A 17,650-nucleotide genomic window follows, 5' to 3' on the forward strand; every position below is an offset into this window, starting at 1 on the left:
GCCGGACGCACCGGTTCCACGGGCGCCGGCCGACCGGTACGGGTGCTAGCGTCCGGGACACCACGACTTCGTCCCCTTCGGAGCCCCATGTCACCCACGAGAACTCCCCCCGACACGGTGGAGGTGCGCCTGCCCGCGTCCGCGGAGGCCCTCCCCGCGAACGCACCCCGCAGCATTGGTCGCTACCGCGTCCTCAAACGCCTGGGCGCGGGCGGGATGGGGGTCGTCTACGCGGCGTCCACCCCCGAGGGTCAGGCCGTGGCGGTCAAGACCGTGCACGCCGAGTACGCGGAGAACGCCGACTTCCGCGCGCGGTTCGCCCGTGAGGTGGCCCTGCTCCGCCGGGTCGGCGGCGCCTGCGTGGTGCCCCTGCTGGACGCCGACACGGCCGCCGACCGCCCCTGGCTGGTCACCCCGCTCATCGAGGGGCCCACCCTGGGCGCCCACGTGCGCGAGCACGGACCCCTCGCCCCCGAGCTGTGGGGCGGACTGGCCGCCGGCGTGGCGGAGGCGCTGTTGAGCGTGCACTCCCAGGGGGTGGTGCACCGCGACCTCAAACCGGCCAACGTCATCCTCTCCCCGTCCGGCCCCCGGGTCCTGGACTTCGGCATCGCCCGCGCCGTCGACGAGACCGCCCTGACCCGTACGGGGTCGGTCATCGGTTCGGCCGGATGGATCAGCCCTCAGCACTACCGGGGCGAGGCCGCGACCTTCGCCGACGACGTGTTCGCCTGGGGCGCCCTGGTGGCCTACGCGGCGACGGGACGGTCGCCCTTCGGGGGAGGCGCGCCGGACGCCGTCTCCTACCGTGTCCTGCACGAGGCCCCCGACCTGACCGGCCTGACCGGGCCGCTCGCACCCCTGGTCGAACGCGCGTTGGACAAGTCGGCCGAGCGGCGCCCGAGCGCGGCCGAACTCGTCCGGGAGACCGGCGGCGGGCCGGGAGCGGACTCCGCCGAGGCCGCGGCGAGGGCGGTCACCGAACTGCTCCGCCACAGCTGGTCCGGGGTTCCCGAGGCGCCCACGCGACGGCACCGGGTACGGGTCGGTACCCACCCCGCTCCCTCCCGGGGAACCCGGGGGCGCGCCCTGGCACTGGGCGCCGGAGCCACGGCCCTGCTCCTCGCGGTGGTCGCCGGCGGATGGTGGCTCGGGCGCTCGGCGCAGGTCGGCGACGAGCCGGAGGAAGTGCCCTCCGACACCGCGTCCGCGCCGCCGTCCGTGGTCACCACCCCGGCCCTGCTCGGATGGTCCGCCGAACCCGACACTCCGCGCCCGGAGGAGGAGGCGGTCGGCCTCCACCCGTTCCGGTACCTGGACGAGCCGTCCGACCCGGAGTTCGGCATTCACGAACAGGACTTCTCCGGATCGGAGCCGCTGTGGGCACGGATACCTGACGACGCCGACCTCTACTGCGTCTCACTCCTGTGCCCTCCGGAGCTGATCGCCGAGCACGGCCGGGGCGAGATCGACAACTCCGGCTACGGCCGCACGCCGGTCCAACGCGAGGAGGTGCTCGGCTACTTCGCCGAGAACCGGCCGAGCGCGATCCGGCCCGAGGTGCACGTCGTGGTGGACGTCGACTACACCCTGGGGGAGGACGGGATAGCGCAGATCCACCGCCTGTCCGAACACTTCTTCCCGTGACACCCGCCCGCGCGTACGACGGCGCCCGCACCGGGAACCGGTGCGGGCGCCCAGGCGACCGGGCTCAGACCTTGCGGTACTGGGGGACCCACACGCCGTCCTCGACGGTGTAGTCGCCGAAGAGCGCCGGGGCCTCCTCCTTCAGCGTCTCGCCGACGAGGTTGAACAGCAGACGGATCTCCTCCTCGGCGCCGGGGGCCGTACGGGCCTCCAGGGTGTGCCGCAGGGTGCGCACGTTCGCGGTCCACACGAGGCCGGTCGCCACACCCTCGGGGGCGAAGCGGCGCATGAAGGAGGTCTTGTGCTTCTTCTCCGCGAACTTGACCCCCTCGTCGTCCAGACCGAAGTGCTCGGCCATCCAGAACTGGAAGTCCTCCATCTGCTGGAGCATCGCGGAGGCGCGCTCCATCAGCTCCGGGTCCTCCTCCGCCCACTCGGGGAACCAGAACGGCAGGTCGGTCAGGCGCACGAACCGCAGCGACTCCTGGGAGACCGCCACACCGGGCCGGTGCCGGATGAGCTCGTGGGTGAGGACCCGCGAGACGTTGTGCAGCACGAAACTGAAGCTCACGTGCTCCAGCACCGAACCGTGCAGGCTGGCCAGGATGTTGCCGAGGTAGGCGTCCTGGTCCTTGCGCACGCGGGTGACGTTGGGGTTCAGGCCCGGCTCCCACGACCGGTAGCACAGGCGTCCGGCGAACTCGGCGAGGTTCTGGGGGTCGTTGAGGTGGGCGTCGAGCTCACCCCGGTCGAACCGCTCCAACCACGCCTCGCCGCCGACCTCCTTGAGGTAGTCGGCGATCGCGTCGTAGTCCACCTGCGGACGTGCAACCAGGCGGACCTGGGGCTCGACCTTCTTCACGGCACCCTCTCCTAGCAACTCCCCCGCACCAGGGCACGCGTCAGGGCCGCGACCAGGGGTGTCCGGAGCACGGGAGCGTGTGTGGGGCGGGGCCGATTGACCTCCCCCGAGAGTACACGTCCCGCAGGTCGGCCGTGGTCGGCCGTGCGAGGCACGCCACCGCCCCGGCCGGACGCGGCGCTAGAGGCCGTAGAAGTAGCCGGGTGCGACGAAGAGGCCGAGGACGATGGCCGCGGCACCCCAGAGGAGCTGACCGCGCAGCACTCCCAGAACACCGGAGACGATGAGGACGATCCCGAGAATTGATAGCAAAATACCCATGCACAACCCCTGTCCGGTCACGATCCGGTCAAACTTCGTCCCGGTGGACTCTTCCCTTCACACGGCGTCGGCGCAGGTGGGCGGCGGTCACTGTGACACGGGTCGCGCCGCCGCCCCCGCCGGTTCAGCCTCGGGCCAGCTCAAGGACGCGGGCCACGACGCCCTCGCCGACACTCGCCGTGAGGATCGACTCCGGGTGGAACTGCACCGCGTACCAGCGCGCCACGGGGTCCTCGATCGCCATCACCACGGGATCACCGCCCGGCTCGTCCAGGACCGCGGTGACCTCGAAGCCCTTCACGAGGTCGGGGGTGCTGTGCGTGGAGTGGTAGCGGGCGGCGGGGAAGGCGCCGTCCTCGCCCATACCGGCGAGCAGCCGCCCTCCGGTCACCCGGACCCGGCCCGGCTTGCCGTGCACCGGCTCGTCCAGGGAGCGCAGTTCCCCACCGGCGTGCTCGACCATGCCCTGGAGTCCCAGGCACACCCCGAACACCGGCAGGTCCCGGGCGGCCAGGGCGTCCAGCAGGTCCGCCATGGCGAAGTCCTCCGGCAGCCCGGGCCCGGGCGAGAGCACCACCAGGTCCGGGGCCAGTCGGTCCAGGAGTTCGGGAGCGAACCCGTACCGGATCGTGGTGACCTCGGCTCCGTGGCGGCGCACGTAGTCGGCGAGGGTGTTGACGAAGGAGTCCTCGTGGTCCACGAGCAGGACCCTCATGCCCGCTCCCGGCCGGGGGCCCCCGGCGTCCTCGGCTTCGGCGGCGGCCCGTCCGGCGCCGTCGGCGTCCTCCTCCCCCAGGGCGAGGGTCTCCAGCAGAGCGCGGGCCTTGAGGAAGGTCTCCTTCTCCTCGGCCTCGGGGTCGGAGTCGTAGAGCAGGGTCGCCCCCACCCGTACAGCCGCCACCCCGTCGCGGATGTGGGCCGTGCGCAGGGTGAGGCCGGTGTTCATGGAACCGTCGAAGTTGACCACGCCGACGGCACCGCCGTACCAGCGGCGCGGGCTGGTCTCGTGCTGCTCGATGAAGCGCATCGCCCAGGTCTTGGGCGCACCGGTGACGGTCACCGCCCACATGTGGGTGAGGAAGGCGTCCAGGGCGTCGAAGTCGCGGCGCAGGGTGCCCTCGATGTGGTCGACGGTGTGGATCAGCCGTGAGTACATCTCGATCTGGCGGCGGCCGATCACGCGGACGCTGCCGGGCTCGCACACGCGCGACTTGTCGTTGCGGTCCACGTCCGTGCACATGGTGAGCTCGGACTTCTCCTTCACCGAGGAGAGCAGCTCCTGGATGTTCTCGGCGTCGCCGAGGGCGTCCTCACCGCGCCGGATGGTTCCGGAGATGGGGCAGGTCTCCACCCGCTGCCCGGAGCCCGGCTCCCCCGTGACCCGCACGAACATCTCCGGGGAGGCGCCGACCAGGTACTCGCCCCCGCCCAGGTTGAAGAAGAACTCGTAGGGCGCGGGGTTGCGCTCGCGCAGCAGTTCGTAGAAGCGCGCCGGGGAGGAGCAGCGCGCGTAGGTGCGGTGTCCGGGGACCACCTCGAAGAGGTCGCCCCTGCGGAACCGCTTCTTGGCCTCGGCGACCACCTGGGCGTAGGAGCCGGGCCGCGGGCCGGGCGGCACCTCGGCGCGGACCACCGGCGGGGTGGGCTCGGTGGCGCGCGACAACCCCAGGGTGGTGGCCTCGGCGCGCGCCCCGTCGGCGGGGACGGTGAACTCGTAGGTGTGCCGCACGCACGTCTCGCGCTTGCGGTCCCGCACCACGAGGGCGTCGGGAAGGTGCAGGACCAGGTCGCGGTCGGCGGGGTCGCGGTCGATGTGCCGCTCGACCGGCTCGAACTGGAAGGCGAGGTCGTAGCCGAAGGCGCCGTACAGGCCGAGGTTGGGGTCCTCGGGACTGCGCAGGGCCGCCACGACCGCGCGCAGGGCCGTGAACACGCTGGGGCGGCGGCTGCGCTCCTCCTCGGTGAAGAAGGTGCCGGGGTCGGCTTCGGGCACGGTCACGGCGGCGCGGCCCGCCCCCCGCTCCCGATCGGTCACGCCCGGCACGGCGTCGAGCGCGTCGGCCAGGACGGGCAGCAGGACCCGGCCCCGGTCGTTGAGGGCCTCGACGGTGACGCGCCTTCCCCGGGTGGAGATCTCCAGGCACGGGTCCACGTACCCCAGGTGCCAGCGGTCGTAGCGGCCCGGGTACTCCATACCCGAGGACAGGACCCCGCCCCGCCGGTACTCCACCGAACTGACGAGTTCGGTGAGGGTTTCGGGGTCACACGGGGTGGTGGTGCGGTGGACGGTCACGCCGCTCGGGGTGCGGTACGTGGTGGTGGGTGCGTCGCTGGGCTTCACTGCCGGTCCTTTGGCGCTCTGCGGTCGGGTGTCCATCGCCGTCCGGGGCCGTTGGATACGACAAACGACCGCCGGTCCGGGGCGGTCGCTGCGGTGTTCGTGGATCGCGAACTGTCGGTGCGCCGCCTAGGAGCGGCGCCACCACTGTCCCTGGCTGGTCGGGCTGGTTCGCATGGGGCCGAGTGTAGCGGGTACCCGACGCCCGGTGGGCCCGGAAACGAAAAAGCCCCGCCCGGATCGGGAGGGGTCGGCGCGAACGCCCGGAACGGAGGCCGGGCAGAGGGATGGCACAGGGGCGGGTTCGTCTGCTAGGCTACGGCGCCCCGCACATCTTCGCAAGATTCCACAGACTTCCTCTTCGCTAGGATAACCGCAACATGGACTCCTGTCAATCAGAAGTTTCGGCCGCCTCAGCCGAGGAGGCCGCTCTCGCGGTCGAGCAGGCCCGTGTGGACGCCATGTACGCACGCCTGGACGCCCTGCGCGCCCGGACCGGGCGGAGGCTGGCCGACGCCCACCTCCAGGAACGCGCCGGGTACGCCGCCATCGTCGAGCGCGAGACCCGTTCCTACGAGCACGCCCGCCGCGGGGCACAACTCGGGGCCGTCGAGGAGGGGCTCTGCTTCGGCCGGATCGACGTCGCCCACGGCCCCGGGGACTCCGAGGCCCGCTACGTGGGACGCATCGGGCTGCGCGACTCCGAGTACGACACCATCCTCGTGGACTGGCGAGCCCCCGCCGCCCGCCCCTTCTACGCCGCCACGCCCAGCGACCCGGAGGGGGTCACGCGCCGCCGCCACCTGCGGGTTCGCGGGCGGCGGGTCGTCGGCCTCGACGACGAGGTCTTCGACGTCGACGGCCTCACCGAGGGCGACCGCCGCCAGCTGGTCGGGGAGGCGGCCCTGCTCGCCTCCCTCCGGCGCGGCCGCACGGGGCGCATGGCCGACATCGTCTCCACCATCCAGGCCGAACAGGACCGGGTCATCCGGGCCCGGCTGTCGGGCGTCCTGGTCGTCCAGGGCGGTCCGGGCACCGGCAAGACGGTCGCCGCCCTGCACCGCGCCGCCTACCTCCTGTACACGCACCGGCGCGTTCTGGAGCGCCGGGGCGTGCTGGTGGTCGGCCCCAACCCGGCGTTCCTGCGCTACGTCGGCGACGTGCTCCCCTCTCTCGGGGAGACCGACGTGGTGATGCGCACGGTCGGCGGGCTCTTCCCCGGTGTGGAGGCGTCGGCCCGCGACCGGCACGCGGTCGCGGCGGTGAAGGGCGGCCTGCGGATGGTCGACCTGGTCCGCGCGGCCCTGGCCGACCGCCAGCGGTCGCCCCTCAGGGCGTTCGGCGAGGCCGACCTGCGTGTGGAGGCCGACACGGGAACCCTGACGGTGCCCGCGCACGTGTGCGAGCGCGTGCTGGAGACCACCCGCGGCCTGCGACTGCCGCACAACACCGCCCGTAAGTACGCGGTGAACACCCTGCTCGGGGAATTGGCCCGGGCCGAGTCCCTGCGTCTGGGCCGCCCGGTGACGGAGGAGGACCTGCCGCACGCGGGGGCACGGCTCTGGGAGGAGGAACCCGTCCGGCGGGCGCTGGACGCGCTGTGGCCCGACCTCACCCCCGAGGAGCTGATCGGCGATCTGTACGCGGACCCCGTCGCCCTGGACCGGGCGGGCGCCCGGGCCGGGGTCGGTGACGCCGGGTCCCTGGCCCGTCCGGCCGACGCCCCCTGGACCGTCGAGGACGTGCCGTTGCTCGACGAGGCGGCCGAGCTGCTCGGCCGGGACGACAGCCGTGAGCGGGCCCGCCAACGGCGCCGGGACACCGCGCGGGAGGCCGAGGTCCGTTACGCGCAGGGGGTCCTGGACCTCACCGGGCTCACCGAGGACCCGCGCGAGGGCCTGGACGCGGCCCTGCTGGCCGAACGCCACCGCGACACGGGACCGGACCGGAGCACGGCCGACCGGGCCGCGCGGGACCGCGACTGGGCGTACGGGCACGTGATCGTCGACGAGGCCCAGGAACTGTCCCCGATGGCCTGGCGCACGGTGATGCGCCGCGTACCGACCCGGTCCCTGACCGTGGTCGGCGACATCGCCCAGACGGGGAGCGCGGCCGGAGCCCGCTCCTGGGAGGAGGCCCTGGAACCGTACGCACCCGGCAAGCTGCACGTGGAGCGCCTGAGGGTCAACTACCGGACCCCTGCGCCGATCATGGCCATCGCCGCGGACGTGCTGCGTGAGGCCGCGCCCGACCAGGAGGTGCCCGAGTCCGTCCGGGAGGACGGGGACGCCCCACGCGCGGTGCGGATCAGCGGCCCCGGCGACCTGCCCGCCCTGGTCGCCGAGGAGCGCCGGGTGATCGGCTCGGGCCGGATCGCGGTCGTCACCTCCGACGCCTCGCTCACCGAGGTGGCCCGGTCCCTTCCGGACGCGACCCGCGCGGACGCCGGGGCCCGCGACACCCCGGGGGACGCCGTGGTGGTGCTGACGGCGACCGAGTCCAAGGGCCTGGAGTTCGACGCCGTGGTCGTCGTGCGTCCCGAGGAGCTGCTGGCCGGTCCTCGCGGCGCCAACGACCTGTACGTGGCGGTGACCCGCGCGACCCGGCGCCTGACGGTCGCGCACGAGGCCGCCCTGCCGGACCCGTTGGGGCGCCTCGGGTGAGCGCACCGGTTCCGGGCCCGGACACCACGCGGGAGCGGTCGTCGCGCGCCGGTCATGGCGCCGCTCAGGTGTCCCCGACCGCCCCGCACCCGTCCATCTCCCGTGTGGTCTCCAGGTCGTAGGCGTCCTCGATCACGCCCCCGGGACGGTCACCCTCGGGCATCTCGTCGTCGTAGCTGGGGGTGAAGGTGTACTCCTCCACGCAGTGCACGGGCGCCACCGCGCGGTACCACATCGGCGCGGCCTCCAGCTCCTCCACGCCGGTGTCGTAGTAGCCGACCTCTCCCAGGTGACTGGTGACCAGGCGGGTGGAGGCGGGGCGCCCCGGACGGGCGACGGGGTGCACGATGGTGTATTCGGTGACCACCGACAGGTAGTCCCAGCCCTGCTCGTCGCGGGCGGCCTCCGCGCGCATCCAGCCGTCGACCCGCACCTGGTCACCGATGGGTTCGGCGGTGCCCGGAGTGAGGTTGAAGGGTACGTGGCGGCTGTTGAGTTCGAAGTCCTCGTTCGTGAGGTTGTCCATGTACCACTCCAGGCTCTGGCCGGTGAGCAGTCCCATGAGTTCGCTGTTGTCCTCTTCGAAGACGGCGTCCTGGTTGAGGTAGACCGCCTCCAGGAGCCGCTGGGTGTGGGCGTAGGCGTACTCGACCTGTTCGCTGGTGTAGGGCCCCACCGCCTCGGCGTCGGGGACGGGAAACCCCTCGCCGTAGTCCTCGGCGGGGCTGCCCGCGAAGGGGTCGTCGCGGTCCACCCGGTCGGGGTCGAGCGGGACGAGGGCCTCCACCCCCGGGGCGGCGCGGTCCAGGAACTCCTGGGCCGGGGCGCAGCCGACGAGGGGGAGGGTGAGGAGGAGCGCGGCCCAGGGGGCGGCGGTGGTACGTGGGGGCATGACGCAGACTTTCGTTCTCATGTGGCATTTGAGAATTTAGTCCGTTTTCTACTTTTTACTGGCCCGGCAACGCCACACTTGCGTCACGATCCGTCCGAGCACCGACCGGCGCCTCCTCCGCGTCCCCGGACCGCAGTCGGGGGCGGAGCGGGCGCACGGACGGGTGCGGGCGGAGCCCCCGTACGGCTACAAAGAAGGCATGGACCGCGCCGCCGCACCCCGCCTTCCCCCGCCCCCACTACCGATCCGCCTCACCGGGGTGCACGTACGCAGCGTGCGGCAGACCTCCTGCGGCGGATACGTCGCCCTGGTCTGGTTCGACGCGGGCCCTGCCCACGGACACGCCGACGTCGAGTTCGTCGACGCCTCCTCCAGTGTCGACGAGTACGGCGAGCGCCCGCCCGAGGAGTTCGCGCGCGCCTTCCTCAAAGGGCTGCGCTCGGCCCTGGAGGACGCGGGAGGGGGCCGCCCTCTCCACTCGACACGGGTGGTACTGCGCGCGCTCCGGTGGAGTGTGGTCGACTCCCACCCGCGCGGCTTCGAGATCGCGGGCCGACGCGCCGCGACGGAGATCACCGAGCGTGTCCGGAACCGGCCCGAACCACCACCCGGCGAGCGGAGTCTGACCCCTCGTAACGATCCCCCGAACGAGAAGGACCCCCGTGCGGCACAGGAACATCCTCGTCCCCCTGCTCCCCCTCGCGCTCCTGGTGCCCGTGGCAGCGTGCGACCAACAGATCAACATCACCGCCAGTGAACGCCTGGAGTCCTTTCTGCCCTCCGCGTCCGACTACCCGGACGGGTACGAGGTGGAGGCCGTCGACATGGCGGAACTGGACGGTACCAGCGTCTCCACCACCCAGTTCGACTCGATCCAGCCCGCCGAGTGCGCGGAGGTGATGAACGAGGGACCGGCCGACCTCCCCACGGGCGCGGCCGCCGAGGGCGCGGGCCAGGTGGCGGTGGACTCCTCCGTCCCCTCCGTCTACACCTACGTCCTGGTCAGCGGCGACGACGAGGAGTTCGACTTCGACCCGTCCGCGTACGAGGAGATGATCCGCACCTGCTCGACCATGACGGTGGTCAGCGAGGGGATCGAGATGGAGGCCACCCTGCGCTCCGACGACACCCCCGAACTGCCCGACCCCGGCGGCAAGTTCGTCATGGAGCTGTCCGCAGAGGACCTGGACATGGCGATGTGGACGGCCTGGGGGCAGGTCGAGGACGTTCACTTCGTCCTGATCCGCATGGACATGGACACGGGTGTCAGCCCCGACCGGTCACTCCTGTCCAGCGAGTGCGAGGGCGACTTCCGCGCGATCCGGGAGTGTCAGGAGCGGGTGACCGAGGAGCTCGCTCAGGAGGCCATGGACGAGGCCGACACCGAGTTCGACGCGTTCCTGGACATCGCCCTGCGGGAACTGGAGCAGGGTCTGTAGCGGTCCGGAGGCGGCGGACGGCACGCGGGCGGCCCCGGAGTACCCCCGCACCGCAGTGTCACCTGGTGCCCGCGCGGATTTCACGCAGGGGGGCTGGCAGGGCGCACCGGGAACCGGCAGGGTGAGGGGGTCCGACCTGTCGCATCCTCCCCCAGGAGACACGTTGCCCGCCTCCCCCGCCCCCGGCCCCTCCCCCCGCCCGCGTGCGCGCGGTACCGCGTGCGGCGCCCTGTCCGCCGTCGCCGCCGCCGTCCTGGTCGCCGTCCTCGGGTGGGCCGCCCCGGCCCAGGCCCACCACGTCCTGCCGCCCGGCATCCCCTCCACCTCCGCCGCCCAGTCCCAGCTCGACGGACTGACGGTGCGCGCCAAGAACAACGGCGCGGGTTACGACCGCAGCCTCTTCCCGCACTGGGTGGTGATCAGCAGCCCCTGCGACGCGCGCGAGACCGTGCTGCGCCGCGACGGCCACACCGTGCACGTCGACGGCAGCTGCCAGCCCACGTCCGGGCGCTGGTCCAGCGAGTACGACGGCGTGTGGACGGACCAACCGTCCTCGTTCGACATCGACCACATGGTGCCGCTCTACGACGCCTGGAGGTCGGGCGCCCACACCTGGTCCGCCGCCCAGCGCCGCTCCTTCGCCAACGACGTCTCCTCACCCCAGCTGTGGGCGGTCTCCGCCAGCAGCAACCGCTCCAAGGGCGACCGCGACCCCTCCGCGTGGATGCCGCCGCGCACCGCGATCCACTGTGACTACGTCAAAGCGTGGGTGAACGTGAAGCACCGCTACAACCTGTCCGTGACCAGCGCCGAGAAGGCCTCCATCCAGGGCACCATCAACGCTCGCTGCTGACCCGCCAGGCGAACGGGCCGTGCGCGCCGACGCCCGCACGGCCCGTCCCGTGTCCGATCCGGGGTTTCACCGGTCGGACCCGGTCACCAGCCGGCTCCACCGTCCAGCTCGCGCAGGGACGGGCGCACGGCGTCCAGGACCGTGGGGAACCACACCGAGAACGCGGCCGCCTCCCGCAGGCGCTCCAGCCCTGTGGCGTCGACGAAGCAGGTCTCGGCCACCTCCTCCGGGTCGGGACGGGTCTCGCCCCGCACCACCCCGACGAACAGGTGGTTGTACTCGCGTTCCACGAGCCCGGACACCGGGTCGGTGTGGTGGTAGGTGACCGTCCCGGCCGCGCGCATCAGCACCGGGGCCACCCCCAGTTCCTCCCCCGTGCGGCGCGACGCCGCGACGAAGGGGAGCTCCCCGGATTCGGGGTGCCCGCAGCAGGTGTTGGACCACAGACCGGGCGAGTGGTACTTGGACAGGGCGCGGCGCTGGAGCATGAGCCGTCCGCCCTCGTCCAGCAGGAAGACCGAGAAGGCCCGGTGCAGCCTCCCCGGGGCCTGGTGGGCGGACAGCTTCTCGGCGGTACCCGTCGTCGTCCCGTCCTCGTCGACCAGTTCGAGCATGATCGGGCGGTTCGCGTCCCGCGCGGTGCCGTTCGCGGTGCCGGGGGCCCCGGCGTGGGTGTCGGTGGTCATGGCGCCCTTCGTGTTCGACGGTGGTGCGGCGTGCCGCCGCGTGGTGACGGCCCGGGCCGGGGCCCCCGAGGGAGGGGCGCCCCGCGCGCCGGGCCGTGGGGGGTGGGATCAGACCTTGTCCGCGGCGATGAGCAGGTAGTGGAAGCTGCCCTCCTTGTACGCGGTCAGGAAGGGGTCCTCGACACCGGTCGCGATCTGCGACTGCGCCCGCAGCTCCCAGTACGGGATGGTCGCCTCGGTGAGGTCGACGACGTTGATCGGAACCAGGTTGTTGGCGGCCATCGCCCGGAAGTACGCGCTCCGGGGGTGGATGTTGCAGGTGTAGTGCTCGTCGATCCGACTGACCGCCTTGGAACGGCCGCCCGTCACGTCGTTGTAGCAACCCGTGATGGTGACGTAGCGGCCACCGTACTCCAGGAGCCGGGAGTGCTCGCTGAACAGCTCGAACAGGTCCACGTACATGGTGGACTCGTTGTTCCAGGCCGCCCGCATCGAACCCGTCTCGAAACCGGTGTCGAGCATGTTGCGGAAGTGGAAGCGCACCTTGTCGTCCACACCGCGCTCACGGGCCTGGTTGTTGGCGAACTCCACCTGCTGCTCGGAGATGCTCACGCCGTCCACGTGGCAGCCGAACCGGGCGTTGGCCATGAAGCTGGTGCCGCCCCGGCCCGAACCGGTGTCCTGGATGCGGTCGTCGGGGGTGATGTCGCCGAGGTGGTCCAGGAGCACATCCGCCTGCGCGGTCTCCAGCCGGTGCATCTCCTCGATGATCCGCTGCTCACGCGTCTCCTCGGGGCCCTCCAGCACGGAGGGGTCGTACTCGCCGAGCCCGTAGTGGTGGTGGAAGAGACCGTCGACCTCACCCAGGCGGATGTTGACCGGGTCCTTCTCCGCGTTCCAGTAGTCCGCGACGGACTTCTGGTAGGCGGTGCGCAGCACCTGGTTCCGCACCGGGTTGTGAGAGGGCATGGTCGTGGTCATCGCGTGTTGCTCCTTGTCATGGTGGTGTTCGTGTCCTCGGGCGCGCCCCTGCGGGCGGCCCGGACCGGAGCGGGGCCGTGGGGCCCCGCTCGGAGGGGTGTCGATGCGGGTCAGCGCGCGGCGGCGCCGTGGTACCGGGCGGTCTGGGCGTGCCACTCCCGGCTGCCGCCGAGCCAGGCCCACACACCGGCGAGGAAACGGCGCAGCTCGGGTGAGCCGGACAGGGCCAGCGCGGCGGCCTCCGCCTCGTAGGTGTGCATGATCTCGTCGTGGATGAGGACGCTGCGCTCGATCGCCTCGCGCTCCGAGCAGCCCTCCTCGGTGGCGATCAACCTCGGCACGCTGAAGTCCGAGGGGTCCTCCTTGCCCATCGAGTAGAGGTCGTTGACGATGACGCTCGCCGACCCCGCCAGGGTGAACACCCTGCGCACCCGGGGGTCGGAGAACTCGGCCTGGGAGAGCTCGTATCCCGCGACGGCGTCGATGAGCACCATGCAGGGCACGAAACTGTTCTCGTGCCGGTGCATGAGGAACTCCCACACCGGGGGTCGCTGGTCGGTCGCCGCCCAGACCGCCTCCTGGTTGTAGGCGACGAACATGATGGCCAGCTCGTGCCGGAGCCGCCTGACCTGCGCCGCGGAGGCGTACTCGGACAGGTTGTCCAGCGCGGCGCGCAGCGCCACCGCGACCGGGTCGGCCCGCACGACCTCCTCCAGTTGTGGGGCGTACCGCAGGGGCAGGTGCGCCTGGTCGATCACCGAGTGGGCGATCGCCAACCGCTGCCCGACCAGCTCGGGGCGGGCCTCCTCGACCTCGCCGTCCATGTAGTGGTCGTCCACCGACCACTCCGACAGCGCGCACTTGGCCGCGGCCAGCAGCCGTTCGGGGTCGTCCGACTCCGGGTGGGCGAGCATGATGAGACGGCCGAAGTCGCAGGCCCGCACCCGGTCGAGCTGACCGGGATAGACCCCGACCTCCTCGGCCCACTCGACCAGCCGGTCGTTGACCTCCTCCCCGAGCGCCGGGTCGTCACGGACCGCGGGCGGGCAGTACAGCACCGGAACCGGTGAGCCGCCGTCGCCCTTCGGGAGGCTGGGGCCCGCGGGCGCGGGCGGGACCAGGGTGGCGGTCCCCGCGCCCCTCGGCTCGGACACGGGCGGGCGTTCGGGCAGCAGGACACGGGCGGCCGACGTGCCCAGGCCCGTGGGACCGCCGGGGAGGACGAACCCGCCCACCGAACGCGGCGGAGCCGCCGGTGCGAGCAGGTCGGGGCTCCCCGGTCGTTGCGGGTCGCGCAGCAGCGACCGCACCAGTTCCGCCGTCGCGTGTCCGGCGCTGGTCGAGGACATCCGGGACAGCAGTGACACTCAGTCCTCCTTCCCTGTCGGGGCCGGTCGTTCAGGCACGGGGTCGGACCTCGACGTTCTCCAGGACACCCAGGGCGTCCGGGACCAGCACGGCCGCGGAGTAGTAGGTGCTCACCAGGTAGGAGATGAGCGCCTTGTCGTCGATGCCCATGAACCGGGCGTTGAGGCCGGGCTCGACCTCGTCGGGCAGACCGGTCTGGTGCAGTCCGATGACGCCCTCGTTGTCCTCGCCGGTACGCACGGCGATGATCGAGGAGGTCTGGTGGTCGGAGATCGGGATCTTGCCGCAGGGCAGGATCGGCACCCCCCGCCACGCGGGCAGGTGGTGGCCGCCGACCTCCACGGTGCCGATGTTGAGGCCCAGCTTGTTGCACTCCTTACCGAAGGCCGCGATGGCCCGGGGGTGGGCGAACATGAACTGGGTGTTGCGCCGCATGCTCACCAGGTCGTCGAGGTCGTCCGGGGTGGGCGGGCCCGAGTGGGTCTGGATGCGCTGCCGGAAGTCCGCGTTGTGCAGCAGACCGAACTCGCGGTTGTTGACCAGTTCGAACTCCTGCCGCTCCCGCAGGGCCTCGATGGTCAGCCGCAGCTGCTGCTCGGTCTGGTTCATCGGCTTGTTGTAGAGGTCGGCGACCCGTGTGTGGACGCGCAGCACGGTCTGGGCCACGCTCAGCTCGTACTCACGGGGCTTGAGCTCGTAGTCGACGAAGGTGCCCGGGAGTTCGATCTCGCCGGAGTGCCCGGAGGAGAGCGCGATCTCGGCCTCGCCGTACTTGTTCTGGCCGCGTCCGGGGACCGACAGGAACGCCTGGACCTGGGCCTGGAGGCTGGGCGAGTCGTCCAGGAGGGCGATGAACTCGCGGCGCGGCAGCTCCAGCAGGGTGCCCGCCGTGGCCGCCTTGACGGTGTAGTCCCAGACGGGGTCGGTGTCCAGCAGGTAGCGCTCACCGACGTTGTCGCCGTCGGCCAGGACCCCGAGGCGGTTGGTCTCCCCATAGGCGCCGTCGCTGGTCTGGTGCACGCGGCCGTGCGCCAGCAGGAACAGCCGGTCGGCGGGAGTGCCCTCCTGCGCGAGGACCTCCCCCGGCGCGAACTCGCGCTGTGTGAAGCGCCCGGCCAGCGCCTCCAGGACCTCGATGTCGTCGTAGCCGCGCAGTACGGCCAGCTCCCCGAGCTCGCGCGGGATCACGCGGACCTGGGAGCCGGTCTGCTCGAAGTCGATCCGGCCGTCGCCGATGGTGTAGCTCAGACGGCGGTTCACCCGGTAGGCGCCGCCGTCGGTCTGGACCCAGGGGAGCGTCTTGAGCAGCCAGCGGGAGCTCTTGCCCTGCATCTGCGGCGCGGACTTGGTGGTGGTGGCCAGGTTCCGCGCGGCCGCGGTCGCCAGGCTCTGCTGTTCGCTGGTCCGAACCTCGGGGGCTGAGTCGATCGACATCGGAGGTGTCTCTCCTCATGGTGGTCGCGTGTACCCGTGCGGCGGTGGGGCCACCGTGCACGGACTGAGAGGGCGAAGGGGACGCGAAACCGCCGGGACGTGCGCGAATACGAGCACTCCCGAACCGCCCCCCACAAACCGCGGCCCACCTTACGAGGAACACCACCGCGAAATCTCAGGAATCTCATTTTCAGACACAAGAAGCCCCATCCGGGAAACACCGATACGCACATCGGACCTACAACCCAAAGCGGCCGCGGCGAACGCGCCACCACCGTGATGATCAGCAAAGACATCAACCAGACCACACACCGACCCGGAATCGGACCAGAGTGGAATTATCACCTACAAACCCCTCATAAGCGTCCTCTCCCACCGTGCGACACACGCGCCCATGGCCACCGAACTCCTCGCTTTTCGGTCAGGTAGAGAAAAACGCCAAAGTCGCAAAACGACCATTCTCCCGCCGGTGTTCGGCCGACCCGTCACCCTCCGGGCCCCTCCTCCCGCAGACGTTCCTGCTCGACGAGCGCTTCGAGGTCCGGCAGGCGACGCATCGACGCGAGGGGCCGCGCCATCCGGTGGTTGGCGGCCAGGGCGTCCTCGTTGCGCCTCATCCACGTCCAGTACCCCGCTGTGAACGGGCAGGCCCGCGGCCCCACCCGCACGCGGGGGTCGAACGGACAGCCGCCGCAGTGGTCACTCATACGGTGGATGTAGGCGCCACCCGAGGTGTAGGGCTTGGTGGCCACCCGCCCGCCGTCCGCGTACTGGCTCATCCCGGTCACGTTGGTCGTCATCACCCAGGGGAACCCGTCGACGAACGAGGTCGCGAACCACGAGCTCAACGCGTCCGGCCGGTAACCCCTCTGTAGGGCGTGACTACCGAGGACCATCAACCGCTCGATGTGGTGGGCGTACCCCCGGTCGCGCACTCCCGCCAGGGTCTTCCGCAGACACCGGGCCTCGATCCCCTCCGGGTCGAGCGCGCGCCACCACCCGGGCAGCTCCTCGCGCGCACCGAAGTGGTTGGACCGCGTGTACTCCGGCCCCAGGTGCCAGTACAGGTGCCAGGTCCACTCCCGCCAGCCCAGCACCTGCCGGACGAAACCCTCGACCGACGCGAGCGGGGCCCGGCCCTCCCGGTACCGGCGCTCGGCGGCCTCGACCACCCGGAGCGGGTCCAGCAGCCCCAGGTTGAGCGGCACCGACAGGAGCGAGTGTGACATGCTCCAGTCGTCCTCCAACATGGCGTCCTGGTGCGTGCCGAAAGTCGGCAACCGCTCGTCGAGGAACCGGCGCAGCGCCCGCCCCGCCTCGGCTCGGCCCACCGCGAACAGGCGTGGGCCGTCCCTGCCCACCACCTTGCTTCCGGCCTCCCCGCACAGCGCGTCCAGGTCCCGCCGAACCCCCGCGTCGACCGCGTCCTCCCGAGGGCGGTAGGGGGCGGGCACTCCGAGCGAGTCCGCCCCACGGGGCGGCCCCTCGCGGTTGCGCGTGTCGAAGTTCCATCGTCCCCCGACCGGCCCGCCGTCGGGTTCCAGCAGGACGTCGAACCTGCGGCGCTGGTCCCGGTAGAAGTCCTCCATCCGCAGGCCCGACCGTCCCTCCACCCACGCGGCGAACGCCGCCCTGGAGAGCGCGAAGCCCGGAGTGGCCAACACCTCGCCGACCAGGCCCGCTTCGCGCAGGCGCTCGACCAGCGCCGCCGCCGCGTGCGAACCCGGTTCGTGCACGTCGACCACACGGCCGAACCGGCGCAGCCCCTCCCGGTAGGTCGGCGCCCGGACGTAGGTGACCCGCTCCCCCAGGTCCGCCGCCAATCGCCGCATGGCCGCCAGGACCAGGTGCAGCTTCTGCCGGTGGTAGGGGCGGCGGCGCAGGGCCAGCTCGGACTCGATCAACAGGATCGGGCGGCCCCGGTTGCGCGGGGTCCCGTGAAAGTGCCCGCCGAGCTGGTCGCCGAACAACCACAACGGCCTGTCGTCACCCATGGGACCCACCTCCGGTGTCGAGGCCCGCAACCCACCCTGACCTGGGGGTTGTCCCCGCGCACCCGACCATGACCCATCGGGCCGGGGCGGGCAAGCCCTCACCCACGCGTGTCCCGGCCATACCCGGACGGCCCGACCGGAACCGTGGGGACCGAGCAGGCTCCGCGCCCAC

General features: G+C 71.8%; 14 protein-coding genes. 5 read left to right on the forward strand and 9 right to left on the reverse strand.

Annotation, left to right across the window (positions count from 1 at the left end):
- The first annotated feature begins 87 nt into the window (after nt 1-87).
- Nucleotides 88-1,647 carry a serine/threonine-protein kinase gene (locus ABZ635_RS12825; RefSeq protein ID WP_357763361.1) on the forward strand — a complete coding sequence of 520 codons (1,560 nt, stop codon included), beginning with the start codon at nt 88-90 and terminating at the stop codon, nt 1,645-1,647.
- A gap of 64 nt (nt 1,648-1,711) precedes the next feature.
- Here the strand turns inward: ABZ635_RS12825 and thyX are convergent, their stop codons facing one another.
- The 3 genes from thyX to ABZ635_RS12840 form a co-directional block, all read right to left on the reverse strand.
- Nucleotides 1,712-2,509 carry an FAD-dependent thymidylate synthase gene (gene thyX, locus ABZ635_RS12830; protein WP_357763364.1) on the reverse strand — a complete coding sequence of 266 codons (798 nt, stop codon included), beginning with the start codon at nt 2,507-2,509 and terminating at the stop codon, nt 1,712-1,714.
- 180 nt (nt 2,510-2,689) lie between these two features.
- Entirely contained in the window at nt 2,690-2,830 is a 141-nt protein-coding gene (locus tag ABZ635_RS12835) for a GPGG-motif small membrane protein (protein ID WP_357763366.1), read from the reverse strand.
- A 124-nt stretch (nt 2,831-2,954) separates the two neighbouring features.
- Nucleotides 2,955-5,171, reverse strand: coding sequence for an anthranilate synthase component I (locus tag ABZ635_RS12840; protein ID WP_357763368.1), 2,217 nt, complete (start codon nt 5,169-5,171; stop codon nt 2,955-2,957).
- Between the two features lie 377 nt (nt 5,172-5,548).
- On the opposite strand from ABZ635_RS12840, the gene ABZ635_RS12845 reads away from it, so the two are divergent.
- The gene (locus ABZ635_RS12845; protein WP_357763371.1) at nt 5,549-7,831 is read left to right on the forward strand and encodes an ATP-binding domain-containing protein; all 2,283 of its coding nucleotides are present in this window, start codon (nt 5,549-5,551) and stop codon (nt 7,829-7,831) included.
- 64 nt (nt 7,832-7,895) lie between these two features.
- Here the strand turns inward: ABZ635_RS12845 and ABZ635_RS12850 are convergent, their stop codons facing one another.
- Complete coding sequence (locus ABZ635_RS12850; protein ID WP_357763374.1) at nt 7,896-8,723, reverse strand: hypothetical protein; 828 nt, start codon at nt 8,721-8,723, stop codon at nt 7,896-7,898.
- A 199-nt stretch (nt 8,724-8,922) separates the two neighbouring features.
- On the opposite strand from ABZ635_RS12850, the gene ABZ635_RS12855 reads away from it, so the two are divergent.
- From ABZ635_RS12855 to ABZ635_RS12865, 3 genes are all read left to right on the forward strand, one after another.
- Nucleotides 8,923-9,480: a hypothetical protein gene (locus tag ABZ635_RS12855; RefSeq protein WP_357763377.1), complete on the forward strand. Its 558-nt coding sequence runs from the start codon at nt 8,923-8,925 to the stop codon at nt 9,478-9,480.
- Nucleotides 9,386-10,162, forward strand: a complete 777-nt coding sequence (locus ABZ635_RS12860) for a hypothetical protein (RefSeq protein ID WP_357763379.1) — start codon at nt 9,386-9,388, stop codon at nt 10,160-10,162. Before ABZ635_RS12855 ends, ABZ635_RS12860 begins: the two co-directional genes overlap by 95 nt.
- A 163-nt stretch (nt 10,163-10,325) precedes the next feature.
- Nucleotides 10,326-11,015, forward strand: a complete 690-nt coding sequence (locus ABZ635_RS12865; protein WP_357763382.1) for an HNH endonuclease family protein — start codon at nt 10,326-10,328, stop codon at nt 11,013-11,015.
- An 83-nt stretch (nt 11,016-11,098) separates the two neighbouring features.
- Here ABZ635_RS12865 and idi read toward each other — a convergent pair whose 3' ends face one another.
- From idi to ABZ635_RS12890, 5 genes are all read right to left on the reverse strand, one after another.
- Complete coding sequence (idi, locus tag ABZ635_RS12870) at nt 11,099-11,701, reverse strand: isopentenyl-diphosphate Delta-isomerase (RefSeq protein WP_357763385.1); 603 nt, start codon at nt 11,699-11,701, stop codon at nt 11,099-11,101.
- Between the two features lie 108 nt (nt 11,702-11,809).
- A complete protein-coding gene (locus ABZ635_RS12875; protein WP_357763388.1) occupies nt 11,810-12,682 on the reverse strand; it encodes a geranyl diphosphate 2-C-methyltransferase in 873 nt (290 codons plus the stop codon).
- A 110-nt stretch (nt 12,683-12,792) separates the two neighbouring features.
- Nucleotides 12,793-14,049: a family 2 encapsulin nanocompartment cargo protein terpene cyclase gene (locus tag ABZ635_RS12880; protein WP_357763391.1), complete on the reverse strand. Its 1,257-nt coding sequence runs from the start codon at nt 14,047-14,049 to the stop codon at nt 12,793-12,795.
- A gap of 31 nt (nt 14,050-14,080) precedes the next feature.
- A complete protein-coding gene (locus tag ABZ635_RS12885; RefSeq protein WP_357763394.1) occupies nt 14,081-15,484 on the reverse strand; it encodes a family 2B encapsulin nanocompartment shell protein in 1,404 nt (467 codons plus the stop codon).
- Between the two features lie 485 nt (nt 15,485-15,969).
- Nucleotides 15,970-17,478, reverse strand: a complete 1,509-nt coding sequence (locus ABZ635_RS12890) for a cryptochrome/photolyase family protein (RefSeq protein ID WP_357763396.1) — start codon at nt 17,476-17,478, stop codon at nt 15,970-15,972.
- Nucleotides 17,479-17,650: the final 172 nt, after the last annotated feature.

The organism is Nocardiopsis sp. NPDC007018, assembly GCF_040635075.1.
GTDB lineage: Bacteria > Actinomycetota > Actinomycetes > Streptosporangiales > Streptosporangiaceae > Nocardiopsis.